The sequence below is a fragment of the Blastococcus brunescens genome, assembly GCF_035320885.1.
In the GTDB taxonomy this organism is placed as follows: Bacteria; Actinomycetota; Actinomycetes; order Mycobacteriales; family Geodermatophilaceae; genus Blastococcus_B; species Blastococcus_B brunescens.
The window spans coordinates 3,051,016-3,074,032 of sequence record NZ_CP141261.1; the positions used below are offsets into that span (position 1 = coordinate 3,051,016).

At 73.0% G+C, this 23,017-nt stretch carries 33 protein-coding genes and 1 pseudogene; 11 read left to right on the forward strand and 23 right to left on the reverse strand.

Translation table 11 applies throughout. The annotated features are described in order from the left end of the window. Positions 1 to 114: 114 nt before the first annotated feature. A complete protein-coding gene (locus U6N30_RS20395) occupies positions 115 to 900 on the reverse strand; it encodes a vWA domain-containing protein (RefSeq protein WP_324273722.1) in 786 nt (261 codons plus the stop codon). A 101-nt stretch (positions 901 to 1,001) separates the two neighbouring features. Between U6N30_RS20395 and U6N30_RS20400 the strand changes: the two genes are divergently transcribed. Further along, positions 1,002 to 1,289 carry a hypothetical protein gene (locus U6N30_RS20400; RefSeq protein ID WP_324273723.1) on the forward strand — a complete coding sequence of 96 codons (288 nt, stop codon included), beginning with the start codon at positions 1,002 to 1,004 and terminating at the stop codon, positions 1,287 to 1,289. A gap of 20 nt (positions 1,290 to 1,309) precedes the next feature. Here U6N30_RS20400 and U6N30_RS20405 read toward each other — a convergent pair whose 3' ends face one another. The 7 genes and pseudogenes from U6N30_RS20405 to U6N30_RS20445 form a co-directional block, all read right to left on the reverse strand. Continuing rightward, positions 1,310 to 1,447, reverse strand: coding sequence for a hypothetical protein (locus U6N30_RS20405; protein ID WP_324273724.1), 138 nt, complete (start codon positions 1,445 to 1,447; stop codon positions 1,310 to 1,312). Next, positions 1,420 to 2,247, reverse strand: coding sequence for an AAA family ATPase (locus U6N30_RS20410; protein ID WP_324273725.1), 828 nt, complete (start codon positions 2,245 to 2,247; stop codon positions 1,420 to 1,422). Before U6N30_RS20410 ends, U6N30_RS20405 begins: the two co-directional genes overlap by 28 nt. Further along, positions 2,231 to 2,794, reverse strand: a complete 564-nt coding sequence (locus U6N30_RS20415; RefSeq protein WP_324273726.1) for an XdhC family protein — start codon at positions 2,792 to 2,794, stop codon at positions 2,231 to 2,233. Before U6N30_RS20415 ends, U6N30_RS20410 begins: the two co-directional genes overlap by 17 nt. After that, a complete protein-coding gene (locus U6N30_RS20420; RefSeq protein ID WP_324273727.1) occupies positions 2,763 to 3,122 on the reverse strand; it encodes an XdhC family protein in 360 nt (119 codons plus the stop codon). Before U6N30_RS20420 ends, U6N30_RS20415 begins: the two co-directional genes overlap by 32 nt. A 9-nt stretch (positions 3,123 to 3,131) precedes the next feature. Next, a pseudogene (locus U6N30_RS34330) lies at positions 3,132 to 5,334 on the reverse strand (aerobic carbon-monoxide dehydrogenase large subunit). Between the two features lie 205 nt (positions 5,335 to 5,539). Continuing rightward, on the reverse strand, positions 5,540 to 6,031 hold the full coding sequence (locus U6N30_RS20440; RefSeq protein WP_324273730.1) for a (2Fe-2S)-binding protein: 492 nt from the start codon (positions 6,029 to 6,031) through the stop codon (positions 5,540 to 5,542). Positions 6,032 to 6,043: 12 nt separating this feature from the next. After that, complete coding sequence (locus U6N30_RS20445; protein ID WP_324273731.1) at positions 6,044 to 6,922, reverse strand: FAD binding domain-containing protein; 879 nt, start codon at positions 6,920 to 6,922, stop codon at positions 6,044 to 6,046. Between the two features lie 113 nt (positions 6,923 to 7,035). On the opposite strand from U6N30_RS20445, the gene U6N30_RS20450 reads away from it, so the two are divergent. Next, the gene (locus tag U6N30_RS20450) at positions 7,036 to 7,281 is read left to right on the forward strand and encodes a helix-turn-helix domain-containing protein (protein ID WP_324273732.1); all 246 of its coding nucleotides are present in this window, start codon (positions 7,036 to 7,038) and stop codon (positions 7,279 to 7,281) included. After that, positions 7,278 to 7,988 carry a LysR substrate-binding domain-containing protein gene (locus U6N30_RS20455; protein WP_324273733.1) on the forward strand — a complete coding sequence of 237 codons (711 nt, stop codon included), beginning with the start codon at positions 7,278 to 7,280 and terminating at the stop codon, positions 7,986 to 7,988. Before U6N30_RS20450 ends, U6N30_RS20455 begins: the two co-directional genes overlap by 4 nt. 4 nt (positions 7,989 to 7,992) lie before the next feature. Here the strand turns inward: U6N30_RS20455 and U6N30_RS20460 are convergent, their stop codons facing one another. The 3 genes from U6N30_RS20460 to U6N30_RS20470 all read right to left on the reverse strand — a co-directional run bounded on the left by U6N30_RS20460 (position 7,993) and on the right by U6N30_RS20470 (position 9,944). Continuing rightward, positions 7,993 to 8,346 (reverse strand): hypothetical protein, encoded by a 354-nt coding sequence (locus U6N30_RS20460; protein WP_324273734.1) that lies wholly within the window; start codon positions 8,344 to 8,346, stop codon positions 7,993 to 7,995. Next, on the reverse strand, positions 8,343 to 9,386 hold the full coding sequence (locus U6N30_RS20465; RefSeq protein ID WP_324273735.1) for a hypothetical protein: 1,044 nt from the start codon (positions 9,384 to 9,386) through the stop codon (positions 8,343 to 8,345). Before U6N30_RS20465 ends, U6N30_RS20460 begins: the two co-directional genes overlap by 4 nt. Positions 9,387 to 9,461: 75 nt before the next feature. Then, on the reverse strand, positions 9,462 to 9,944 hold the full coding sequence (locus U6N30_RS20470; RefSeq protein ID WP_324273736.1) for an ArsI/CadI family heavy metal resistance metalloenzyme: 483 nt from the start codon (positions 9,942 to 9,944) through the stop codon (positions 9,462 to 9,464). 180 nt (positions 9,945 to 10,124) lie between these two features. On the opposite strand from U6N30_RS20470, the gene U6N30_RS20475 reads away from it, so the two are divergent. The 4 genes from U6N30_RS20475 to U6N30_RS20490 all read left to right on the forward strand — a co-directional run bounded on the left by U6N30_RS20475 (position 10,125) and on the right by U6N30_RS20490 (position 12,632). Further along, on the forward strand, positions 10,125 to 10,436 hold the full coding sequence (locus U6N30_RS20475; protein ID WP_324273737.1) for a metalloregulator ArsR/SmtB family transcription factor: 312 nt from the start codon (positions 10,125 to 10,127) through the stop codon (positions 10,434 to 10,436). After that, positions 10,433 to 11,449, forward strand: coding sequence for an arsenic resistance protein (locus U6N30_RS20480; protein WP_324273738.1), 1,017 nt, complete (start codon positions 10,433 to 10,435; stop codon positions 11,447 to 11,449). The genes U6N30_RS20475 and U6N30_RS20480 overlap by 4 nt, the downstream gene beginning before the upstream one ends. 103 nt (positions 11,450 to 11,552) lie before the next feature. After that, complete coding sequence (locus U6N30_RS20485; RefSeq protein ID WP_324273739.1) at positions 11,553 to 12,200, forward strand: arsenate reductase ArsC; 648 nt, start codon at positions 11,553 to 11,555, stop codon at positions 12,198 to 12,200. Between the two features lie 21 nt (positions 12,201 to 12,221). After that, a complete protein-coding gene (locus tag U6N30_RS20490) occupies positions 12,222 to 12,632 on the forward strand; it encodes an arsenate reductase ArsC (RefSeq protein WP_324273740.1) in 411 nt (136 codons plus the stop codon). Here the strand turns inward: U6N30_RS20490 and U6N30_RS20495 are convergent. The 9 genes from U6N30_RS20495 to U6N30_RS20535 all read right to left on the reverse strand — a co-directional run bounded on the left by U6N30_RS20495 (position 12,629) and on the right by U6N30_RS20535 (position 17,447). Beyond that, a complete protein-coding gene (locus tag U6N30_RS20495) occupies positions 12,629 to 12,772 on the reverse strand; it encodes a DUF4334 domain-containing protein (protein ID WP_324273741.1) in 144 nt (47 codons plus the stop codon). The genes U6N30_RS20490 and U6N30_RS20495 overlap by 4 nt on opposite strands. Next, positions 12,769 to 13,197 carry a GXWXG domain-containing protein gene (locus tag U6N30_RS20500; protein ID WP_324273742.1) on the reverse strand — a complete coding sequence of 143 codons (429 nt, stop codon included), beginning with the start codon at positions 13,195 to 13,197 and terminating at the stop codon, positions 12,769 to 12,771. Before U6N30_RS20500 ends, U6N30_RS20495 begins: the two co-directional genes overlap by 4 nt. Beyond that, positions 13,194 to 13,403, reverse strand: coding sequence for a DUF4177 domain-containing protein (locus tag U6N30_RS20505; RefSeq protein ID WP_092196109.1), 210 nt, complete (start codon positions 13,401 to 13,403; stop codon positions 13,194 to 13,196). The genes U6N30_RS20500 and U6N30_RS20505 overlap by 4 nt, the downstream gene beginning before the upstream one ends. Before the next feature lie 77 nt (positions 13,404 to 13,480). After that, positions 13,481 to 13,774: a hypothetical protein gene (locus U6N30_RS20510; protein WP_324273743.1), complete on the reverse strand. Its 294-nt coding sequence runs from the start codon at positions 13,772 to 13,774 to the stop codon at positions 13,481 to 13,483. Then, positions 13,746 to 14,045, reverse strand: coding sequence for a 1-acyl-sn-glycerol-3-phosphate acyltransferase (locus U6N30_RS34335; protein ID WP_422677963.1), 300 nt, complete (start codon positions 14,043 to 14,045; stop codon positions 13,746 to 13,748). Before U6N30_RS34335 ends, U6N30_RS20510 begins: the two co-directional genes overlap by 29 nt. A 481-nt stretch (positions 14,046 to 14,526) precedes the next feature. After that, positions 14,527 to 15,708 (reverse strand): lipase family alpha/beta hydrolase, encoded by a 1,182-nt coding sequence (locus U6N30_RS20520; protein WP_324273745.1) that lies wholly within the window; start codon positions 15,706 to 15,708, stop codon positions 14,527 to 14,529. A gap of 46 nt (positions 15,709 to 15,754) precedes the next feature. Beyond that, complete coding sequence (locus tag U6N30_RS20525; RefSeq protein WP_324273746.1) at positions 15,755 to 16,420, reverse strand: hypothetical protein; 666 nt, start codon at positions 16,418 to 16,420, stop codon at positions 15,755 to 15,757. After that, the gene (locus tag U6N30_RS35600) at positions 16,417 to 16,575 is read right to left on the reverse strand and encodes a hypothetical protein (RefSeq protein ID WP_324273747.1); all 159 of its coding nucleotides are present in this window, start codon (positions 16,573 to 16,575) and stop codon (positions 16,417 to 16,419) included. Before U6N30_RS35600 ends, U6N30_RS20525 begins: the two co-directional genes overlap by 4 nt. Further along, positions 16,572 to 17,447, reverse strand: coding sequence for an aldo/keto reductase (locus tag U6N30_RS20535; RefSeq protein ID WP_324273748.1), 876 nt, complete (start codon positions 17,445 to 17,447; stop codon positions 16,572 to 16,574). The genes U6N30_RS35600 and U6N30_RS20535 overlap by 4 nt, the downstream gene beginning before the upstream one ends. A 70-nt stretch (positions 17,448 to 17,517) precedes the next feature. On the opposite strand from U6N30_RS20535, the gene U6N30_RS20540 reads away from it, so the two are divergent. Further along, positions 17,518 to 17,706 carry a hypothetical protein gene (locus tag U6N30_RS20540; protein ID WP_324273749.1) on the forward strand — a complete coding sequence of 63 codons (189 nt, stop codon included), beginning with the start codon at positions 17,518 to 17,520 and terminating at the stop codon, positions 17,704 to 17,706. A gap of 155 nt (positions 17,707 to 17,861) precedes the next feature. Beyond that, positions 17,862 to 18,035, forward strand: coding sequence for a hypothetical protein (locus U6N30_RS20545; RefSeq protein WP_324273750.1), 174 nt, complete (start codon positions 17,862 to 17,864; stop codon positions 18,033 to 18,035). Positions 18,036 to 18,039: 4 nt separating this feature from the next. Here the strand turns inward: U6N30_RS20545 and U6N30_RS20550 are convergent, their stop codons facing one another. The 3 genes from U6N30_RS20550 to U6N30_RS20560 form a co-directional block, all read right to left on the reverse strand. Next, positions 18,040 to 18,372, reverse strand: coding sequence for a hypothetical protein (locus U6N30_RS20550; protein ID WP_324273751.1), 333 nt, complete (start codon positions 18,370 to 18,372; stop codon positions 18,040 to 18,042). A 69-nt stretch (positions 18,373 to 18,441) separates the two neighbouring features. Further along, positions 18,442 to 18,630 (reverse strand): hypothetical protein, encoded by a 189-nt coding sequence (locus tag U6N30_RS20555; RefSeq protein WP_324273752.1) that lies wholly within the window; start codon positions 18,628 to 18,630, stop codon positions 18,442 to 18,444. Then, on the reverse strand, positions 18,623 to 19,234 hold the full coding sequence (locus tag U6N30_RS20560; protein ID WP_324273753.1) for a hypothetical protein: 612 nt from the start codon (positions 19,232 to 19,234) through the stop codon (positions 18,623 to 18,625). Before U6N30_RS20560 ends, U6N30_RS20555 begins: the two co-directional genes overlap by 8 nt. 86 nt (positions 19,235 to 19,320) lie before the next feature. On the opposite strand from U6N30_RS20560, the gene U6N30_RS20565 reads away from it, so the two are divergent. Together U6N30_RS20565 and U6N30_RS20570 are read left to right on the forward strand one after the other, a co-directional pair. Beyond that, complete coding sequence (locus tag U6N30_RS20565) at positions 19,321 to 20,772, forward strand: serine hydrolase domain-containing protein (protein WP_324273754.1); 1,452 nt, start codon at positions 19,321 to 19,323, stop codon at positions 20,770 to 20,772. A gap of 68 nt (positions 20,773 to 20,840) precedes the next feature. After that, entirely contained in the window at positions 20,841 to 22,928 is a 2,088-nt protein-coding gene (locus U6N30_RS20570) for a M14 family zinc carboxypeptidase (RefSeq protein ID WP_324273755.1), read from the forward strand. Positions 22,929 to 23,017 lie beyond the last annotated feature (89 nt).

A 23,017-nucleotide genomic window follows, 5' to 3' on the forward strand; every position in this document is an offset into this window, starting at 1 on the left:
GCCGTCGAGCAACCGGTCGACCGACTGCTCGCATGCCGTGCCGACGGATCGGACGCTAGGCACCGGGTGTGACGGTCAGGGGACGCCGAGGTGTCCACTGATGACGCGTCCCCGTCAGCGGCGCGCGGCCCCGCGCACGGCGGCGACGACCTGCTCCAGAGCGGCCAGGCTGTGGCCGCTGACGAACGCGTCGCAGTACGGCAGCGCGGCCGCCATCCCGCCGACCAGCGGGGCGTACCCCGGTGCGGCCTTGCGCGGGTTCACCCAGACGATGCGGTGGGCCAGCCGGCGCAGCCGCCGCATCGCGTCGCCGACGTCGTCGGGATCGTCCTGGGCCCACCCGTCGGACAGCACGACGACGACCGCACCCCGAGCCAGCCCCCGTCGGCCGTGGTCGGCGACGAACCGGCCGATCCCCTCGGCCAGCCGGGTGCCGCCGGCCCAGTCCGACGACGCCGCGCCGGCGCGGGCCAGCGCCTGGTCGGGGTCCCGGACGGCGAGCTGGCGGGTCAGCCGGGTGAGGCCGGTGGAGAAGACGAAGGCCTCCGCCCGCGCCCCGGCGACCGCGCCCTGCAGCAGGGTCAGGTAGATCCGCGTGTAGGGCTCCATCGAGCCGGAGACGTCGCAGAGCAGCACCAGCCGGCGGGGCGTCGTCCGGCGGACCGCGTGCACCAACCGGACCGGGTCGCCGCCGGTGCGCTGGGCCGCCCGGACCGTTCGCCGCAGGTCCAGCCGGTCTCCCGCCCGGCGGGAGGCGCGACTGCGGCGGCTCCGCCGGACGGGGGTGCTGAGGACGAGCCGCCGCACCAGTTCGCGCATCCCGGCCAGCTCGTCGGCGTCCAGGTCGGCGAAGGAGGTGTGCCGCAGCCGCTCCTCGGTGGACGCCGCGGCGAGCAGCACCTCGCGCTCGCCCGGCGTCCCCTCGTCCTCTCCCCTGCCGACCCGGCCGAGGCCGCCGACTCCCCGGCTCGGCCGGCCGCTCGTCCGGGGGCGCAGGCCGGGTGCGCGGCTCGCTGCCGATCGGTGGCGGGGCGGTCGGCTCGCCGCGGCTGTCGGCGGGGTCGAGCCGGCCGTCGAACACCGCGGAGAAGACCGCGTCGAACACCGGCAGCTGCGCCCGGTCGGTGACCAGCGCGATCCGGCAGGTCCAGTACAGGGCCGGCCGGTCGAGCGGCGGCACCAGCTGCAGCGCCCGGGCGAGACCGGCCGCCCGCTCCGGCGGCGCCGGCAGGCCGGCGCGGTGCAGTGCCGTCGTCAGCCCCACGGCCAGGGGCCGGGCCCGACCATGACCTGCCCGCCCATCCCGAGCTCAGGCACCGGCCAGCCAGGCCGCCCCTCGGGCGCGGGCCAGCTCCTGGTCGTCGCGGTTCTTCAGCACGGTGCCCCACGTGCGCTCGACCGCGGCCGCGTCCAGCCGGGTCAGGCCGAGCAGGTCGAGCGCCGCCACCCAGTCGATGACCTCGGCGATGCCCGGGGCTTGACCATGTCCAGCGAGCGCAGCCGGGCGACCGCGGCGGCCGCGGACACCGCCAGCGGCTCGGCGCTCCCGGGCACGCGCCGGGCCACGATCTCGGCCACCCGTTCCGGCGTGGGGTAGTCGATCCAGTGGTAGAGGCAGCGGCGGGTGAGCGCGTCGTGCAGGTCGCGGGTGCGGTTGGAGGTGAGCACGACCACCGGCGGGTGCTGTGCCCGGAGGGTGCCCAGCTCCGGCACGGTGACCGCGGCCTCGGCGAGCACCTCGAAGGTGAACGCCTCGAACTCGGCGTCGGCGCGGTCGATCTCGTCGAGCAACAGCACCGCGGGGCGGGGGCCTGGGTGCTCGATGGCCTGCAGCAGCGGCCGGCGGAGCAGGTAGTCGGCACCGAACAGGTCGTCCTCGGCCAGCGAGGCGCCGCGGGCCTCGGCCAGCCGGATGCCGAGCAGCTGACGCGGATGGTTCCACTCGTAGAGCGCCTCGGCGGCGTCGATGCCCTCGAAGCACTGCAGCCGGTACAGCGGGGTGTCCAGGACGCGGGCGAGCGCTTTGGCGGTCTCGGTCTTGCCGACGCCCGGCTCTCCCTCGAGCAGCAGTGGCTGCGGCAGCCGCATGGCGAGGAACAGCGCGGTCGCCAGGCCTGGGTCGGCCAGGTAGTCGACCTCGTCGAGGGCGGCGGCCAGCGACTCGACGTCCGGGATCCGGGCCCGGACGTCGTCCTCGGCCCCGACCCGCGCGGCCGAGCCGGACGCTCCGTCAGGTGGCGGGGGCATACCGGTCCGGCTCGGCCACGAACGCCGTCCGGCATCCCGGGCAGCAGAACCACGTCGTCGTCCCGTCGACCTCGACGTGCGGGGTGGTGTCGACGGCGGCCACCGTCATGCCGCAGACCGGATCGACGGCGCTCGCCGGCGCTGGAGCGGCCGGGGCGTGCTTCTCCGCCGCGCGCCGCTCGGCCACCAGCTCGGCGAGCACCGACAGCGCGATCTCCGCCGCCGTCCGGCCGCCGATGTCCAGCCCCGCCGGGCTGTGCACCCGGGCCCGCTGCTCGTCAGGGACGTCGAGGGCGGCCAGCACGCCGGCGCCCCGGATCCGGCTGGCGATCAGGCCGACGTAGGGGACGCCGAGCCGCAGGGCCTCGGTGAGCGCGGGCTCCTCGCCCCGCCCGTGCGAGGCCACCACCAGGGCTGCGTCGTCCGCTGCCGGAGCCGCCTGCTCACCGGCCACGAGCTCGACGTCGAAACCGAGTGGCCGACCGAGCTCGGCGAGCGCCTCGGCGACCGGGCTGTCACCGACCACCAGCAGACGCGGAGCCGGCACGCGGGGCTCGAGGAAGATCTCCACCGCTCCCCCGACAGGCACGGGTTGGCCACGGTGACCGCCCCTCCTCCCTACTCTGCGGCCGCACGTCGCCCGGGACGATCCGCAGCAGCAGCGGCTGGTTGGTCGACAGCGTCATCAACCCGTACTCGCGCACCGACGCCTCGGCGCAGGTGCCGCCGACGAACCCGTCGATGGAGCCGTCGGAACGGACCAGCGCGGTGTCGCCCGCATGCGCGCTGGTCGGCTTCTGCGCCCGGACGACGGTGGCCTGCACGAACGGCTCGCGCGTCCGGGTCAGCTCCGCCACCTTGTCGGGAACCGTCATCGGCACCTCCTAGATCGGCGGGGTGGCGCGGCCCTGCATGGCCTCCCACACCCGCGCCGGCGTGCACGGCATGTCCATGTGGGTGACGCCGAAGGGGGCGAGCGCGTCGACGACGGCGTTGACCACCGCCGGCGGCGAGCCGACGGTGGCCGACTCCCCGATGCCCTTGGCGCCGATCGGGTGGTGCGGCGACGGGGTGACCGTGTAGCCGGTCTCCCAGTCGGGGACCTCCATCGCGGTGGGGATCAGGTAGTCCATGAACGAGCCGCCCAGGCAGTTGCCCTGCTCGTCGAACCCGATGAACTCCATGAGCGCCATGCCGACGCCGTCGGCCAGCCCGCCGTGGATCTGCCCCTCGACGATCATCGGGTTGATCCGGGTGCCGCAGTCGTCCACCGCGACGAACCGGCGGACGTGCACCTTGCCGGTGCCGGGGTCGACGTCGACGACGCAGATGTAGGCGCCGAAGGGAAAGGTCAGGTTGGGCGGGTCGTAGGTGACCTCGGCGTCGAGGTTGCCGTCGATGCCCTCGGGCAGCGCCACGGTGCCGTGGGCCCCGAGCGCGATCTCCGCGATCGTCTTGCCGACGCTCGGGTCACCCGTCACGTACCAGCGGCCCTTCTCCCACTCGAGGTCCTCGGGCCGGGTCTCGAGCATCGCCGCGGCGATCGCCCGCGCCTTGTCCTTGACCTTGCGGGCGGCCAGCGCGACCGCTCCCCGCTGACCGGCGTGGACCGGCTGCCGTAGGTGCCCAGGCCGAACGGGGTGTTGTCGGTGTCGCCGTGGACGACGTCGATGTCCTCGGGCGGGATGCCCAGCTCCTCGGCCAGGATCTGGGCGAACGTCGTCTCGTGGCCCTGGCCCTGGCTCTGCACCGACAGCCGGACGACGGCCTTGCCGGTGGGGTGCACCCGCACCTCGGCGCCGTCGGCCATGCCGAGGCCGACGATGTCCATGTGCTTGCGGGGGCCGGCGCCGACCGTCTCGGTGAAGAACGAGACCCCGATGCCCATGAGCTCGCCGCGGGCGCGCTTGTCGGCCTGCTCCCGCCGCAGGTCGGCGTAGCCGATCTGGTCCATGGCCATGCGCATGGCCGGCTCGTAGTCGCCGGAGTCGTACTCCCAGCCGGTCTTGTTCGCGTACGGGAACTGCTCGGGCTTGATGAAGTTCCTGATCCGCAGCTCGATCGGGTCCATCTCGAGCTTCTGGGCGAGGACGTCGACCATCCGCTCGACGAGGTAGACCGCCTCGGTGACCCGGAACGAGCAGGCGTAGGCGACGCCGCCCGGCGCCTTGTTGGTGTAGACGCCGGTCACCGAGCAGTGCGCGGCCTCGAGGTCGTAGCTGCCGGTGAAGATGGAGAAGAAGCCGGCCGGGTACTTCGTCGGCTGGGCGGTGGCGTTGAAGGCGCCGTGATCGGCCAGCACCTTCGTGCGGACGGCGAGGATCTTCCCGTCCTTGGTGGCCGCCACCTCGCCGCGCATCAGGTAGTCGCGGGCGAACGACGTCGACATCAGGTTCTCCGACCGGTCCTCGACCCACTTGACCGGCTTCCCGGTCACGATCGAGCCGACGACGGCGAGGATGTAGCCGGGGTAGATGCCGACTTTGTTGCCGAACCCTCCCCGATGTCGGGCGAGACGACGCGGATCTTGTGCTCGGGGATGCCGGCGACCATCGCGAACAGGGTGCGGTGGGCGTGCGGGGCCTGCGTGGTCTCGTAGAGCGTCAGCTTGCCGTCGATCGAGTCGTAGTCGGCGATGGCGCCGCAGGTCTCCATCGGCGCCGGGTGCACGCGGGGGTAGACCACCTCCTCGCTGACGACGACGTCGGCGCGGGCGAAGACGGCGTCGGTCTCGGCCGCGTTCCCGGCCTCCCAGTCGAAGATGTGGTTGTCGGTCTGCCCCTCCTTGTCGTCGCGGATCACCGCGGCGCCGGGGTCCATGGCCTTCCGGACGTCGACGACGACGGGCAGGGCCTCGTACTCGACGTCGATCAGCTCGAGGGCGTCGCGGGCGGAGTACCGGTCCTCGGCGACGACGAACGCGACCTCCTGGCCCTGGAAGCGCACCTTGTCGGTGGCCAGCACGGCCTGGACGTCGGCAGAGAGCGTCGGCGCCCACGCGAGGTTGAGCCCCTCGAGGTCCTTGCCGGTGATGACGGCGTGCACCTTCGGGTGCGCGAGGGCCTCGGTGGTGTCGATGGAGACCAACCGGGCGTGCGCGAGGGCGAGCGCAGGATCGCGCCGTGCAGCATCCCCGGCAGCACGATGTCGTCGAGGTAGCGGCCCTTGCCGCGGATGAAGCGCGGGTCTTCCTTGCGCTGGATCCGGCCGTAGCCGATCGGCCGGTCGGTGGCCGAGGCGGCGGGGTTCGGCTCGCGCTCCTGCGGCATGGGCGAGCGTTCCTGGACGGTCGTCATGCCCGCACCTCCTGGTCGGTGGTCGCGGCCGCCGGGTGGGCGGCGGCCCACTGGATCGACCGGACGATCGTGGCGTAGCCGGTGCACCGGCAGATCTGGCCGGAGATGGCCTCCCGGATCTCGCCCTCGTCCGGATCGGGCCTGCGGTCCAGGAGCGCCCGGGCGGTCAGCATCATCCCGGGGGTGCAGAAGCCGCACTGCAGTCCGTGCTCCTCCATGAAGCCCTGCTGCACGGGGTCGAGGGTCTGCCCGTCGGCCAGGCCCTCGACCGTGCGGACCTCGTGCCCGGCGGTCATCGCGGCCAGCTGGGTGCAGGACTTCACCGGCTCCCCGTCGACGAGCACCACGCAGGTGCCGCAGTTGCTGGTGTCGCAGCCCCAGTGGGTGCCGGTCAGCCCGAGGGTCTCGCGGAGGAAGTGCACGAGCAGCTGCCGGGGTTCGACGTCGCGGGTGACCTCGGCCCCGTTGACGGTCATCGTGACCTGCATGGTCGCTCTCCTTCAGACGTCGGCGAGGGCCCCGGCCCGCGTGGCGGCGGTGCGCAGGACCCGGCGGGTGAGCTCGTCGGCGAGGTGCCGCTTGTAGTCGACGGGGCCGCGGCCGTCCTCCACCGGGGAGCTGGCCTCGGCGGCGAGCCGGCCGGCGTCGGCGAAGATCTCCTCGCCCGGCAGCTGACCGATCAGGACCGCGGCGGCCTCGACGGCGAGGCCCTCGAGACCGACGGCGGTGAGCCCGATGGCGGCGTCGGCGATCGTGCCGTCGTCGGCCAGCACGAGCGAGGCGCCGGCGGCGGCGACCGCCCAGTCACCCACCCGCCGCTCCACCTTCTCGTAGGCGCTGGCCTGGCCCGCCCGGATCGGCAGCCGGATCTCGGTGACCAGCTCGTGCTGCGCGCAGGCGGTCTCGTACGGGCCGCGGTGGAACTCGGCCATGTCGACGACACGGGTGCCGCTCCGGTTGGCGATGACCACCTCGGCGCCGAGGACGTCGCAGACGGTGGTGAGGTCCTCGGCCGGGTCGGCCTGCCCCAGGGAGCCGCCGATGGTGCCGCGGTTGCGCACCACGGGGTCGGCGATGACCCGTTCCGCGTCGTGCACGATCGGGAAGAGCCGGCCGATCAGCTCCGAGGAGAGCAGGGTCGCGTGCCGGGTGAGCGCGCCGATGCGCAGGCGGTCGCCGTCCTCGGTGACGTGGTCGAGCTCGGCGACGTCGTTGATGTCGATGATCCAGTCGGGCCGGGCCAGCCGGAGCTTCATCATCGGCAGCAGGCTGTGCCCGCCGGCGATGATCCGCGCCTCCTCGCCGTGGCTGTCGAGCAGCTCCAGCGCGTGCTCCACGCTGGTCGCCCGCACGTAGTCGAACGGAGCCGGTACCTGCACGGGGAACCCCTTCCCACGGACCCCGCAGTCGGGGACCTGGTGCCGAGGACCTTGTCCGTGACCTGGGTCACTGTCAACATCGTCATAACCGACCGGTTATGAGGGCTCCGACGTTGACGTTCACCCAGCTCCGCACCTTCGCGCTCGTAGCCGAGCTGGGGTCGCTGCGCGCAGCGGCGGCCGCACTCGGGGTGAGCGAACCGGCCGTGTCCTCCGCCGTCGCGGCCCTGCGGGCCGACCTCGGCGACCCCTCTTCCGGCGCACCGGCGCCGGGATCAGCCTCACCCCGGGCGGACGGGCGCTGGCCACGCGCGCCCGGGAGCTCGTCCGGCTGGCCGACCGCACCCGGCGCGAGGTGAGCCAGGCGTCGTCGACCGGGCAGCTGCGCGTGCTCGCGACGGCGGCCTGCGCGGAGCACGCGGCCGGCGCGGCGGTGGCGGCGTTCACCCGGCGGGTGAACCGGACCGCCGTCGACCTCACGGTGGGCACGAGCGACTGCGCGGGCACCGCCCTGGACGACGACCTCGCCGACATCGTGCTGGGCGTCCGCCCCGGGCCCGCCGCCGGTCCCGTACCGGACTCGGTGCCCTTCCTGCGGTACGAGCGGATCGTGGTCGCGGCACCGGCGCATCCGCTGGCCGCGCGCACCTGCCTGCGCGTCACCGACCTGGCGGGCTGCTCGTGGCACACCGGTCCCGGCGGGATCGAGGCCGGCAGCGAGGAGGAGCGCTGGGCGGACCGGGTGGACCTGCTGCCCGACGTCGAGCAGCACGGGAGCGAGGCCGTGGCGCTGACCGCCGTCCGCGCCGGGGCGGGGGTCCAGCTCGCCCTGGGTCACGCCGTCGCCGGCGACCTCCGACGGGGCAGCCTGGTGCGGTTGCCGGTGGAGGGCACGCCGGTCTCCGGCCTGTGGTGGGCGACGATCCCCGGCGACGGGCGCGCGACGAGCGCGGCGCGCGCCCTGCAGCGGTTCCTGACGACGCCGGACGCGACGAGCGCCCTGCTGTCCCGGCCGGCCCGCCAGGATCGCGCCCGGCCGACCGTCCGCGTGGAGCTGTGGAGCTGAGCGGTCAGCTCGCCGACGGGTCCGGTGGTGGCTCCTCGCCGGCCGCGACGCGGTCGGAGATCCGGGCACCGGGCTCCGACTGGGCGGCACCCGAGGACCCCGCCTCGGGATCGAGCCCGACGGATCGGTGACCACCGGGCTCGCCGTCGCCGAGCACCACCTGGCCCTCGGTCATCTCCGGGTCGCCGTACCGCTGCTCGACGGGCGCCTCGCCGGTGGTGTTCTCGGTGCCGCGGTCGTGCACCTCCTGGACGGAGCTGTCACGCTCGGCGACCTCGATCGCCTCGGCGATGTCGTCGCCGCTGCGGGAGTGGTCAGGTGACGTGCGCTCGATGTCCGCGTCCTCGGGTGAGCTCATGGTGTCCTCCACAGCATCGGAAGGTGGGGCATCGGGGCAGGTGGCGCGAGTGTCGACCTCACCCGGCGCGGGGGCAAGTGGCGGGCGAGGTCAGTCCCCTCGGCCAGGGAGTCGGCGTGCGCGACGGCGCGGTCCCGCGCCTCGGCCGCCTCGTCGGCCTCGTGCTGGGCGGCGGTGAGCCGGCGCTGCGCGCGCTTCAGCGTGGCGGCGACGTCCCCGGCGGCGCGTTCGGCGTCGGCGAGCTGCTCGGCCAGCTCCTCCACCCGCTCCTGCAGCTCGGTGCGCCGGTCCTCCAGCCCCTCGACCTCCCGGCGCTGCTCCTCGGCCGCGTTCTCGGCCTCCTCGGCAGCGACGACGGCCGCCTCGGCCGCCTCCCGGGCACGCGCCAGCTCGCGCGCCCGCTTCTCCTCCGCGGCCCGACGTCGCTCCTCCTGCTCGCGCGCCCGTCGCTCGGCGGCCGACTCCCCGGTCGCCTTCTTCGGGGCGGCGGTGCTCGCCGGTCTCGCGGGCTTCTCGTCGCGCGCCGGCTTCGGCGGGTGCACCAGCCGGAGGTCGGGCTTGGCGACCGTCGTCCCCATGCCGCTGTAGGACATCGGCGAGGTGAGCCGGCCGGTGAGCAGGGCCTGTCCTGCCTCCGGGTCGGACATGGCGGCGCGCAGGGTCTCCTCGATCTGGGTGGCCACCGAGGTGCTGACCGGGTGTCCTTCCCCGTTGGCCAGCGAGCGGGCCTGCCGGGTGAGGGCGGTGAGCAGCTGACGGCGCTGGACGTCGAGGGCCCGGAGCTGGTCACCGGCCAGGTTCTCCTGTGCCTCCCGCAGCAGGTCCCCGAGTTCGACGAGGCCCTCGATCTCGGCGCGCTGCTCCCGCACCAGCAGGTTGCACGCCCAGGCGGCGGCCGACGGCTTGGGCAGCCCGCCGATCTCCTTGGCCAGCGCCTTGTCGCCGTCGGCCTTCGCCTCGTCCTGCCGGGCCTTCCGGAGCTCGATGAACTGGTCCGGCGGCACCGCGTAGAGCTCGTCGGCCACCTCGTCCAGATCCATCCCGCACCTCCGCGACTGCGACGAACTCGTGGTGATCAGCCCCTGATCACCACGAGTTCGTAGCACTCGGGCTCCTCAGCAGCAGGAGGCGGCGACTCGGGCGTCGGTGTCGGAGCCCTCCTGCTTGCAGCAGGTGCCGTCGCCGGCGACGGCGGACAGCTCGGCGTCCGTCTTCCCCTCCAGGTCGGGGCGGGCGTCGCCGGTGACGGTGTAGACCTCCCACGGCTCTCCGCCCGGACCGGTCACCCAGACCTTGTCCTGGACGGCGTAGCAGCAGGTGGTGTTGTCCTCGATGCGCGTCGCGAGGCCGGCCTCTGCCAGCCGGTTGGTGGACGCCGTGACCTCGTCGGTGGAGGGCACCTCGACGCCCAGGTGGTCCATGCGGGTCGCCTCGCCGGCCCCGCCCTCGAGCAGGACCAGCTTCAGCGGCGGTTCGGCGATGGCGAAGTTGGCGTACCCGGGACGGCGCTTGGCGGGAACGGCGTCGAAGAGGCGGGAGTAGAAGTCGACGGCGGCGTCGAGGTCGGCGACGCGGAGGGCGAGTTGGACGCGGGACATGGTGAGCACCCTTTCGATCGGGACATCGACGGACGTCGATGTCTGAACGCCGAATGAACACCGGACATCGACACTTGTCAATACGACGATCGTCATTACGATGGGCGACGATGTCCGACGCGAGGAGAGCCCCATGAGCGACCCAGGTCTGGCCTGCTGCACCCCCTGACCGGCACCCCGATGTCCGCCGAGCAGGCCGAGCAGGTCGCCCCGCTGCTGAAGGCGCTGGCCGACCCGGTGCGACTGCGTCTGGTCAGCCTGATCGCGGCGAGCGCGGGCGGCGAGGCCTGCGTGTGCGACCTCAACGACGCCTTCGACCTCACCCAGGCCACCATCAGCCACCACCTCAAGGTGCTGCACTCGGCCGGGCTGCTCGACCGCGACAAGCGCGGCGTGTGGGTCTACTACGCGGTGAGGCCCGAGGCGCTGACCGCCGTCGCCACCCTGTTCGACACGACGGGCCGCACCGCGCTCACCCTCACGCCGGCATGAGCGACACGGTTCACGAGTACGCCCGTCCCGGCGCCCCGGCCGACGCGCCGGTCCTGCAGAAGCTGTCCACGCTCGACCGGTTCCTGCCGGTGTGGATCATCGCCGCGATGGCGCTCGGGCTGGCGCTGGGCCGGTGGGTCCCCGGCCTGGACGACGCCCTGTCCGCGGTCGAGGTCGGCAACGTCAGCCTGCCGATCGCGATCGGGCTGCTGCTGATGATGTACCCGGTGCTGGCCAAGGTCCGGTACTCCGAGCTCGACCGGGTCACCGGCGATCGGAAGCTCCTGGGCGCGAGCCTGGTGCTCAACTGGGTGCTCGGGCCGGCGCTCATGTTCGCCCTCGCCTGGCTGTTGCTGCCCGACCTCCCCGAGTACCGGACCGGCCTGATCATCGTCGGCCTGGCCCGCTGCATCGCGATGGTGCTGATCTGGAACGACCTGTCCTGCGGCGACCGCGAGGCCGGCGCCGTCCTCGTCGCGATCAACTCCGTGTTCCAGATCGTCGCGTTCGCCGCGCTGGGCTGGTTCTACCTGCAGGTGCTGCCCGGCTGGCTGGGCCTGTCCACCACCTCGGCCGACTTCAGCTTCTGGGCGATCGTCGTGTCGGTGCTCGTCTTCCTCGGCATCCCGCTCGTCGCCGGCTTCCTCACCCGGACTCTCGGCGAGCGCCGCAAGGGCCGGGCCTGGTACGAGGAGCGCTTCCTCCCCGCATCGGCCCCGTCGCGCTCTACGGGCTGCTGTTCACCATCGTCATGCTCTTCGCGCTGCAGGGCGAGGCGATCACCTCCCAGCCCTGGGACGTCGCCCGCATCGCGCTGCCGCTCCTGGCCTACTTCGCGCTCATGTTCGGCGGCTCGTTCCTGCTCGGCATGCGACTGCGGCTCGGCTACGCCAAGACGGCCACGCTGGCCTTCACCGCCGCCGGCAACAACTTCGAGCTGGCCATCGCCGTCGCCATCGGAACCTTCGGGGTCACCAGCGGGCAGGCACTCGCCGGCGTCGTCGGGCCGCTGATCGAGGTGCCGGTGCTGGTGGCACTGGTCTACGTGTCCCTCTGGGCGGCCCGCCGCTGGTTCCCCGGCGACCCGACCGTTCCCGTCCCCGCCCGGAGCGCGCGATGAACGACAGTGCCCTGCCCGGTCTGCTCACGCCGGAGGCCTCGTTGCACCGGCTGGCCGACGACCTGGCCGCTCGCTTCGCCGGCGTCTTCGCCCGGGAGACCGTCGACCGGTACGTCTTCGAGTCCTACACCGCCCTCGCTCGCACGGCGCGGGTCACCGCGCACCTGCCGGCCCTCACCACCCGATTCGCCACCGAGCGGCTCACTGCGCTGGCCCAGGCGAAGGGAGCGGTGGCGCACGACGTGCCGGAGGTCCTCTTCGTCTGCGTCCAGAACGCCGGCCGCTCGCAGATGGCCGCCGGCCTCCTGCAGCTGCGCGGCGGCGACCGGGTGCACGTCCGCTCGGCCGGGTCCCAGCCGGCCGCCTCCGTGGACGACGCCGTGGTCGCCGCCATGGCCGAGGCCGGCGTCGACCTCGGCCAGGCCTTTCCGAAGCCGCTCACCGACGACGTCGTCCGCGCCGCCGACGTCGTCGTCACCATGGGCTGCGGTGACGCTTGTCCGGTCTACCCGGGGAAGCGCTATCTCGACTGGCAGGTGCGCGACCCCGCCGGCCTCACCATCGGCGAGGTGCGCTCCATCCGCGACGACATCGACTCCCGGGTCCGCGCGCTGCTCGCCGAGCTCCAGCCCGCCCCCGCCTGACCCCTGATCGAGAGGCCCTCCGTGTCCGACAAGCCCAGCGTGCTGTTCGTCTGCGTACACAACGCCGGCCGCTCCCAGATGGCCGCCGGCTGGCTGCGGCACCTGGCAGGGGACGCCGTCGAGGTCCGCTCGGCCGGCTCCGTGCCGGGCGACCAGGTCAACCCGTCCGCGGTGCAGGCGATGGCCGACGTCGGTATCGACATCTCCGACCAGCGGCCCAAGGTCCTCACGACCGACGCCGTCGAGGCCTCCGACGTCGTCATCACCATGGGCTGCGGCGACGCCTGCCCGATCTTCCCGGGCAAGCGCTACCTCGACTGGCAGCTGGAGGACCCGGCCGGCAAGGGCGTGGACTCCGTCCGGCCGATCAGGGACGACATCGAGCAGCGCATCCGCGGGCTGCTGGCCGAGCTCGAGGTCCCCGTCCGCTAGCCGGGCTCCCGCTCCAGCAGGAAGAAGAACGGCGCGGGCAGCCCGCGCATGTCCATCGCGCCGACGACGACGTCGGGGCCGACCCGCCGGAAGACGTCGATGACCGGCAGCGCGTCGTAGACCATCGCCGCGGTGCTCACGCCCCGGTGCTCGATGGTGCGCAGCCGCGCCTGGGCCGGTGGGTGTGCAGCAGTGGCCTGATCCGGCCGAACGCCGTCCGCACCGGCCACAGGCGGGCGAGGCCGGAGTGGTCGCGCAGCAGCGGCAGCGGGATCCACGCCGGATCGACCGGCCGCGGCCGTCCGCCGCGGCTCCGGAAGAGCAGCGGGTGGACGGCTTCGGCACCCAGGAACTCCTTGCCGTACCAGCCGTAGGCCTCGAGCAGCCCGTCCAGTCGCGAACCCGTCGGCAGCCCGCTCCCGCGCCAGCGGCCGAGCATGTCCCCCACCGGCACGGGTGGGAGCCCGTCGAAGAAGGCCAGTGCCTCTTCCGCGCCGACGCCGTCGCGGTGCGACTCGAGCCAGGAGGCCGCCGCCTCGTCGCTGAGCTGCGCGATGGTGGTCACGCCACGGGTCGCTCGAACGTGACCAGCACGCCCTCGACGCCGCCCGGCCCGATCCGGCCCTTGACCTCGACCGACGTGATGGCCTTGAGTTGCCAACCCTCGCGGGCGTGCTGGTTGAGCACCTTCTCCAGCTTGTCGCCGGACATCTTGCCGCCGATCATGCCCTCGCGGATCTCCGCGACCGTGTACTCGTACCGGGCTGCCATGCTGCGCTCCGTCCGTCGTCGTCGGCCGTCCCCGCCCACCCTGCCAAGGTCGGGGTCCGGCGTCGAGCGGAGGAGTCTCAGCCAAGGATCGGCAGGGTCCGCTTGGCGGCCAGCCGGTCCATGCCGGCCTGGATGTCGGCCGCCACCTGGTCGTAGATCTTCTGCACGTAGGCGGCGTCGTCGGCCCGGTCGGGGTCGTGGTCCACCTCGATCGGATCCAGGATCTCGGTGCGGATCTTGGCCGGCAGCGGGACGTGCGCGGGCAGGATCTCGACGGCGAGGGGAACGGCAAGCCGGCGATGATCGGCAGGTTCGCGCCGCGCAGGGTCTTCTTCAGCCCGGTCAGCTTGTCCACCGCGTCGGCCAGCCACTTGCCCTCCGACAGCACGAAGACGGTGTCGTGCCCCCGACCGTGGCAACCGGCAGGATGGGGACGCCGGACCGGATGGCCTGCTTCACGTAACCGGTCCGTCCGCCGAGGGTGGCCACGTCGCGCTTGCGCCAGCTGCGCATCGCGTCGACCTCGCCACCCGGCCAGACGACGACGTCCTCGCCCTGCGCGAGCGCCGCGCCGACGCTCTTCCGGTTCGCGGCGATGACGCCGACGGCCCGGAAGTAGTCGCCGAGGCCGGGCGTGGCCATGAGGACGTCGTGCGCCGTGCCCCGCAGGTGGCGCTTCCCTCGAAGTGCACGTGCCAGGCGTTGACAAGCGTCCAGGCGTCCATCGTCAGTGCCCCACCGGAGTGCACTCCGACGACCAGGCTGGTCTCGTCGGGCACGCGGTCCCAGCCGTCGACCTCGAGCCGGAAGTAGTACTTGTTCAGCACGTCGTAGAAGGGCTGCTGCACCTTCAGCAGCGTCTCGTTCGGCGGCTGCGGCTCCATCGCCGCTCCGACCCGCCACGTGATCAGTCGCTGGAGGATGTTCTGGTCCTGCTGGGCATCGTCAGCCACGGGATCTCCCTCGTCTTCAGGAGGACAACGGCCGAACGTGCTCCGGGTCACGCGCGATCCGCGACAGGGTGCCTGGTCAGGACGTCGGACGCTCGTCAGGTGCCGAGGGACGGGGCCCTCCGGGCGGTCCACGAGCCAACTGCGGATGCGTTCGTAGACGCGCGCGTGGTTCAGCAGGTCGAAGTGGTGCAGGCCGCCGAGGCGGTGCACGTGATCGGGGGAAATGCCAGCCGGTCGTCGTCCCCGGTGTCGCCGCTGGCGCTGCGTGGCGGCACCAGACAGTCCCCGAGCAGGTCCGCGAGGCGCCCCGACGGGTTGCGGCTCAGGGTCGCCAGGACGACGAAGTGCCGGGCGCCGTCGTGCAGCGGCACGTGGGTGTGCGGGGCCGCGCCCAGGGCGTCGAGGTCGCGGTCGGTCCAGTCGGCCTCGACCAGCGTGCCGTGCCGGAGGTCCTTGATGCCGACGCTGCGCAGCGACAGCAGTCGCGCCAGCGGCCGGGTCTCGGGCAGCCGGGCCAGCTGCGCTGCCAGGCGGTGGACCCCGCGCTCCAACGGCGCCCCGAGATGCGGTGAGCCCAGGGTGAGGGTGTCGCGCACGAGATGGGTCCAGTCCCGCGCCTCCGCCGTCCCGCCGTGCGCCTGGTGCAGCGCGCTGCGGGCGACCAGCCCGCCCATCGAGTGGCCGATGAGGACGACGTCCTGGACCGGCACGGGCCAGGCGTCGACCAGGGCCGCCATCAGGGTGTCCAGGGCCCGCCCGTTGTCGGAGATGTGCAGCCCGGTGTTGTAGCGCAGGTACACCGGGGTGAGCCCGAGGTCCTCGCGCAGCCGCGTGCCGTAGGTGACGCCGGGCTCGGCGCGGCGCTCGGCGCCGTAGGTCCACGACACCTCGGTCTCGGTGAGGCCGTGCAGGAAGACCACCAGCCGACCGGTCGCCCCCGGGAACGCCTCCCGCAGCGCCCCGGGCTCGGCCGGCACCGCCCGCCCGGCCACCCGGACGGCCATCTCCAGCGCCAGGGCCGGAGCCTCCCGGCGGACCAGGTCCCCGTGGGCGCCGTTGAGGATCGCGATCGCCACCCGGCCCGCCCGGACGTCGTCGAGCTCCCGCCCGCCGGCGTGCAGGGCCGCCGCCTCGCCGGCGACCCTGGCGCCCGCACCGAGAGACAACCGGACGCCGGAGTAGGCCGCGTCGGAGATCGTGTCGTGCACGACCTGCACCGGCCGCCCGGCGGGCCCGACGTAGCGGAAGGCGCGGTCGGCGATGCCCCGGTGCAGCTCGTGGATGCGGGTGGTGCTGCCGCGCAGGGTCAGCCGCGCCAGCCCCGATGCGTCCCTGATCTCGTCCGCCCGCATGTCGTCTCCCCACTGATCCGTCGGCAGGGTCCTCAGTCTGGCGCGATCAGGTGGCGGCGGCGACCGCCGGCCCGCCGCCGCCCTTCATGAAGAAGAGCATGTCGACGACCTTGGCTCGGGTGTATCGGCGCCGAGTCTCGCGTCCACTGTCGAAGTCCAGGGTGTTCACACGGTTGCGCTCGATCACGTCCTGGTGGTCGGCCCAGAACCGCCCGAGGCGCTGCAGCGACTTCTGACCGAACGAGGACACCCCGAACCCCTGACGGAAGAACCGGTCGTAGGCGGGCACGCAGCCGAACACGCCCAGCATCGCCTTCGTGACCAGGGTGTCCGACGTCCGGCCCGGGAAGGACTGACGGACGGTGCCGCCGACACGAAGCACGAGACGCATCCCGTCCGAGCTGTAGCCGTCCAGGTCGACGTCCCAGATCTCCTGCGGTGCCTCGACGACGGCACGGACGACTGGCTCCAGGGACTTGGCGCTGTGCCGGAGCAGTTGTGCGCCACCGCGATACATCCCCCAGCTCGCGAGATAGAAGCCGAGGTGGAGGCATGTCACCTGCAGAGCTGCCGGCTCGGTCAGCTCTGCGAGCCGGCCCTCCTCGCGGTGCCCCTGGAACCAGTTGAAGCAGTAGTCGAACGACGAGTAGCGAGCGGCCGGGTCTCGATCCCCGAGGTACCGGTCGAGGTGTCCCTGGAAGTCATCGGTCATGCCGTGCGAGGCCCTTCCCAGAGGTCGATGCCGCTGTCGACCGCGTGCTCGTCGATGGCCCGGAGCTCGTCGTCGCCGAAGGTCAGGGCGTCCAGCGCCGCCACGTTCTGCTCGAGCTGGCCGACGCTGCTGGCCCCGATCAGCACCGTGGTCATCCGGGGTCGCGCAGCGCCCAGGCCAGCGCCATCTGGGCGAGACTCTGCCCGCGCCCCTTGGCGATCTCGTCCAGCGCGCGGATGTGGTCCAGCGCCTCGCCGGTGAGCAGGTCGGCCGACAACGACTTGCCCTGCGTGGCGCGGGAACCCTCCGGGACGCCGTCGAGGTACTTGCCGGTGAGCATCCCCTGGGCCAGCGGCGAGAACGCGATGCAGCCGGCGCCCACGTGCTCGAGGGTGTCGAGCAGCCCCTCGGTCTCGATCCAGCGGTTGAGCATCGAGTACGACGGCTGGTGGATCAGCAACGGCGTCCCGAGGTCGGCGAGGATCGCGGCGGCCTTCGCGGTGTCCTGCGGCGAGTAGGACGAGATGCCGGCGTAGAGCGCCTTGCCGGAGCGGACGGCGGTGTCGAGGGCGCCCATCGTCTCCTCGAGCGGCGTCGTCGGGTCGGGCCGGTGGCTGTAGAAGATGTCGACGTGGTCCAGGCGCATCCGCCGCAGCGACTGGTCCAGGCTCGCCGTCAGGTACTTCCGCGAGCCCCCGCCCTGCCCGTAGGGGCCGGGCCACATGTCGTAACCCGCCTTGGTGGAGATCACCAGCTCGTCGCGGTACGGCGCGAAGTCGTCGGCCAGGTGGCGGCCGAAGTTCGTCTCCGCCGAGCCGTAGGGCGGGCCGTAGTTGTTGGCCAGGTCGATGTGCGTGATGCCGAGGTCGAACGCGCGGCGCAGGATGTCCCGCTGCCGGTCGAACGGCATGTCGTCGCCGAAGTTGTGCCACAGGCCGAGGCTGATCGCGGGCAGGTCCAGCCCGCTGCGGCCGGTCCGGCGGTAGGTCATGGAGTCGTAGCGGGCCTCGCTCGCGCGGTACGTCATGCCCGCATCGTCCCCGGTCGGCGTGGGGCCCGCCGGGCAGGCCGGGCGCCGGGCAGCTCCATGAACCCCGATGTGCTCGCCCCACGACGTCCGGCGGATAGGGGTTACCGACGGTAACCGGAAGTGGGCGCTGTCGAGCGTCTACACGCAGGCGTGGCTGGCGAAGGACCTGCAGCACGACCCGGCCGCCGACGACGTCCTGCTCGGCACGTCGCTGTCCTACCTGGAGCCGACGCCACCGGGACGTGGCGGCCGGTGACGCCGGACCGGGCCGCGCACCTGTCGTTCTCCTTCTGCTCCGGCCACGACGTCGCGACGGCGTCCGGACGGGCGGTGGACGACGATATCGCCGACGTCGGCTGCTGACGCCTCTAGGCTGGGCCGGTACCCGTACCTCGACCCAGGGAGATCGCGATGCTCCGCCTGCTCGGGCTGCTGCTGGTCATCTGGCTGGCGGTCAGCATCATCGGCGCCGTGATCGAGGGGCTGTTCTGGCTCACCGTGGTCGGTCTGCTCTTCTTCGTGGCCACCGCCGCGATCGGCTGGAACAAGCGGAAGGACGACCCGGCGCTTCCCCGCGGGCGGTGACCCGTCAGGCGCGGCCCAGGGCCGTCAGTCGTTCCTGACGGGCCGCGCGCAGCAGCGGGACCAGGCGCGGGTCGGCCAGGTCGTCGACCGATCGCAGGGTCGTCTTCCGCATGTTCTGCCCCGTTCCCTCGAGCAGCCCGCCGCCGTCGAGACGGGCGCCGTAGTTGCAGCCCAGGTTGACGTGCCGCGGGTGGGACGCCAGGTAGGCGTAGTGCTCGGACATCTTCCTCGGCCCCACGCCGTAACCGACCGTCTTCTGGTGTGGCCACACGATGCGGACGACCTCGGGATCGGTCCGCCGGACCAGCTCGTCGGCGGCCGTCAGGAGAGCCGCCACCTCCGGGAGCACCGTTCGAGGAGAGCGGCCCAGTCGTCGGTCTCGTCGACCATCTCGTCCACCGGGCGCTCAGTCGCCGTCGGCGTCGCCGGACATGCCGTCGCCGTGCGGGTGCACGCCGGCCGACCAGTCGGTCGCCGGGCGCTGCGGTTCCGCCTGCACCTCCACCTGCTCGGCGACCGGGACCCGGGCGCTCGATACGAGGTCGTCGACCGGGATGGAGTAGCGCTGCTCCGTCATGCCGGGAGCGTCACGCACGGCCGACCCCTTGTCCAGCGCGCCGTTGCCTGTCCAGGACGGCTCGCGCCTGCTCCGGCCACAGGAGGGCGAACACCCAGACGTCGGGTGGCACCTGTCCGTGCACCAGGAGGACGGACAGACCCAGGTCGGCAACGGCCGCGAAGCCCTCGGGACGGCGGTGCAGCCACAGCACGAACGGGTGACCGTCGACGTCGGCCTCGCCTCGCGTCCAGGTGCGCTGGTCCATCAGCCGCCGGCCGACCCTGTCCCCGGTATCACCGGCCTCGTTCACCAGTCGCCTGATCGACTCCGCCGGCAGCCCGGAGGGGATCTGCTGCAGGAGCAACTGGACGACGGCGGTCGCTGCGGCGCGGTCGAGGGACGGGTCGCCGGTCCAGCGGCCGTCGGATCGCGGACGGCAGCCGCGGCGGGCGAGGGTGCGCACGGTCCACGGCCGTGGACCACCGCGATGCCCGACCGGCCCGATGCTGATGTCGTCCCAGTACTCGGGACCGCCGGCGACGGCCCGGCCCTTCCCCGTCGACACGACCTCGACCGCGCCGGAGGAGACCCAGCGCGGCAGCACGACGGGCATGTCCAGGTCGCTGAGAGACGTCGTCACCCCGTGGGTCTACCGGCTGGCGGTCCGCACGTCCAGGGCCCGGCCGCGTCCAGGGCGGGAGGATGAGCTCCCTAGGCTGACCGGCCGTGACCAGCGCGACCGACACCATCCGCTCCGCCGCCGGCTACCTGCGGTCATGGGTGGAGGCGCAGGCCGCGCACCGGCGCGTGCCGGGTGTGCAGGTGGCCGTCCGCTCCGGGGACGAGCTGGTGCTCTCCGCGGCGGTCGGGGTGGCGGACGCCGACGCGGGCACGCTGCTCACTCCCGAGCACCTGTTCCGCATCGCCTCCCACTCCAAGACGTTCACCGCGACGGTCGTCCTGCAGCTGGTCGAGGCCGGCCGGATGCGGCTGGACGACCCGATCGGGCAGTACGTGCCCGAGCTCGCCGACGGTGGGTCACCGATCGCGCGCGCCACGCTCCGGGAACTGCTCGGGCACCAGTCCGGCGTCGTCCGCGACGGCGAGCACGCGGACTTCTGGCAGCTGGAGCAGCCGTTCCCGGACCGGGACGGCGTGGTGGCCGAGGTGCTGCGCGGCGGCGTCGTCCACCGGCGCAACGAGCACTTCAAGTACTCCAACATCGGCTACGCCCTGGTCGGGCTGGCGATCGAGGCGGCCACCGGCCGGTCCTACGCCGAGCAGGTGCGCGCCGCCGTCCTCGAGCCGCTGGGGCTGACCCGGACGGGGCCGGAGTACGAGCCGGCCCGGGCCGTCGAGTTCGCGGCCGGGCACACCGGGCTGCTGCTCGGCGAGGACGCCCGGCGGACGATCGGGCACGTCGACACCCGCGCGATGGCCCCCGCCACCGGCTTCTACTCGACCGCCGAGGAGCTCACCGTCTACGGGTCGGCGCACTGCCCGGGCGACGACCGGCTGCTCACCGACGACTCCAAGCGGCTGATGCAGCGGCTGGAGTCCGTGGTGACGGCGTACGGCAGCGAGATCGGCCGGTACGGCATGGGCATGGCGCTGCAGACCGTGGGTGAGCGGCAGCTCGTCGGGCACAGCGGCGGCTACCCCGGCCACAGCACGCTGACCCTGGTCGACCCGGCCGCGACACTCGTCGTCAGCGTGCTCACCAACGCGATCGACGGACCGGCCGAGGACCTCGCCGTCGGCCTGATGAAGCTGATCGACGTCGCGCTGAAACCGCGGGCGGAGGTAGCGGCGCCGCCTGCGGGAACGCCGCCCCTGGCCACCTTCACCGGCCGGTTCGCTTCGCTCTGGGGGTGCTCGACGTCGCCGAGCTCGGCGGGCGGCTGGTGCTGGTGCGGCCGACCGTGCCCGACCCCTGCCGGCCGTGGAGGAGCTCGAGGTCCTGGACGCCGCGACGCTGCGGGTCGCCGCGCAGCCGGGCTTCGGGCCGGCGGGCGAGCTGATCCCGCTCGAGCGGGACGCCGGCGGACGGGTCGTGTCGCTGCGGTACGGCGGCGTGACCTGCCGGCCGGTCGAGGAGTTGCTCCACCGTCGTCCGGCCGTGACGCGTGGTCCCGGGGACGGCCGCCGGTCGACGTAGAACACCCAGGTGAGGCGTGACCTCTCGGCGGCGAGCTCGTTCTCGTCGGCAGTTGACCGACCCCTGGTCCGACAGGAGAGGCTCCTCGATGCTCCGCTCCCTTCGCTCCCGCGTCGCCCTGTGCGGCGTCACCACCGCCGTGCTGGTCGGCCTGACCACCACCGGCGCTCCGCCGCCCGCCGGCGCGGAATCCGACCTCTTCCAGCCGCAGCTGGTCACCGTCGACACCCCCACGCGCGCCGACAAGGCGCTGCTGCAGACCCTCGGCCTCGACCTCACCGAGCACGCCGGCCACGACTACGTCGAGGTGGTGCTGCACAGCCTCGCCGACGTCGCCGCCCTCACCGGTGCCGGGCTGGACTTCGACGTCCGCATCCCCGACCTCTTGCTGCGGGAGGCCGAGAACAACCAGGTGAACGAGGCCTACGCGGAAGCCACGGCCACCTCCCCGCTGCCGTCGGGCCGGGACAGCTACCGCACGCTCGACGACTACGACGCCGAGATGGCCGCGCTCGAGCGCGACCACCCCGACCTCGTGGAGCGCTTCGCGTTGCCGCACGCGTCGCTGGACGGCAAGCAGATCCACGGCGTGGAGATCGGCCGGGACGTCCGCGGGCCCGAGACCGGGCTGCCCACGTTCCTGATGCTCGGCGTGCACCACGCGCGGGAGTGGCCGTCCGGGGAGCACGCGATGGAGTTCGCGGTGGACCTGGTGAAGAACTACGGCACCGACGATCGGATCACCGACCTGGTGAACCGCTCCCGCGTCGTCGTCGTGCCGGTCGTCAACGTCGACGGCTTCCAGAAGTCCCGCACCGACGGCGGGCTGATCGACCTGCGCGAGGTCGACCGCGGCGGCACGGCGACCATCCTCGGCACGCCCGGCAGCGCCTACATGCGCAAGAACTGCCGGCTCGTCGACGGGCAGGACACCCCGGACGGGACCTGCGCCCTCGCCGCCACCAGCAACGGCGGCTACGGCGCCGGCGTCGACCTCAACCGCAACTACGGCGGCTACTGGGGCGGCCCCGGGGCCTCGGACCTGTTGGCCGACCCCACCTACCGGGGCGCGGCGGCGTTCTCCGAGCCGGAGACGCAGAACATCCGCGAGCTGGTGAGCGGGCGGCACGTGACCACGCTGATCACCAACCACACCTTCTCGAACCTGGTGCTGCGCCCGAACGGCGCGGCTCCGGACCTGGTGCCGTCCAGCGAGGGCGTGCCGCTGGGCGACCCCTACGACGAGGCGGCGCTGAAGGCGCTCGGCGACGCGATGGCCGCACAGAACGGCTACACCAGCCAGCACGCGTGGGAGCTCTACGACACCACCGGCTCGACGGAGGACTGGTCGTACAACGCCACCGGCGGTTTCGGCTACACCTTCGAGATCGGCGCCCACGAGTTCCACCCGCCGTTCCCCGAGGTGGTCGACGAGTACCTCGGCGCCGGCGAGTACGCCGGCAAGGGCAACCGCGAGGCGTACCTGCTCGCCCTGGAGAACGCCGTCGACCCGACCACGCACTCGGTGCTCACCGGGAAGGCACCGGCCGGCGCCACCCTGCGGCTGCAGAAGAACTTCGCCACCCCGACCTGGGACGGCGTCATCGAGGACACCCTGAACACCACGATGAACGTCGGGCCCGACGGCCGGTACACCTGGCACGTCAACCCCTCGACCCGTCCCGTCGTGATGGACCGGCAGGTCGAGACGGTCTCGGGTGAGCCCGTGGCGCAGGAGTCCTGGACCGGGACCACGCTGCCCACGCAGAGCACCGACCAGGAGTTCACGATCGCCCAGGACGCCGATCTGTTCGAGGTCGTCCTCGATTGGCCGACGCCCGACGACATGGATCTCGAGGTGTACCGGAAGGCCGCGGACGGCTCGCTGACCCAGGTGGGCAGCTCCGGGAACTTCGTCGGCGAGAAGGAGCGGGTGCTGCTGCAGGACCCCGAGCAGGGCACCTACGTGCTGCGGGCGATCAACTTCGCCTCGGTGGCGCCCAGCTGGACGCTGACCGCCTCACTGTTCGTCGCCGAGACCTCGACCGTGCCTGGGCTGGTCGAGAACTGGACGCTGACCTGCGAGCGCGACGGACGCGTCGTCGAGCGGGTGCCGGTGGTGATCGACCGCGGCCAGCAGCTGCGGGTGAACCTCACCGCCTGCGGCCGCCGCTGATCGTCGCGGCCGCCGGGGCCCCGGCCCAGGACGTTCCTGGGCCGGGGCCCCGGCGCTGCGTCCGCACGGGGGCTGCGGGCCGCTGTCCC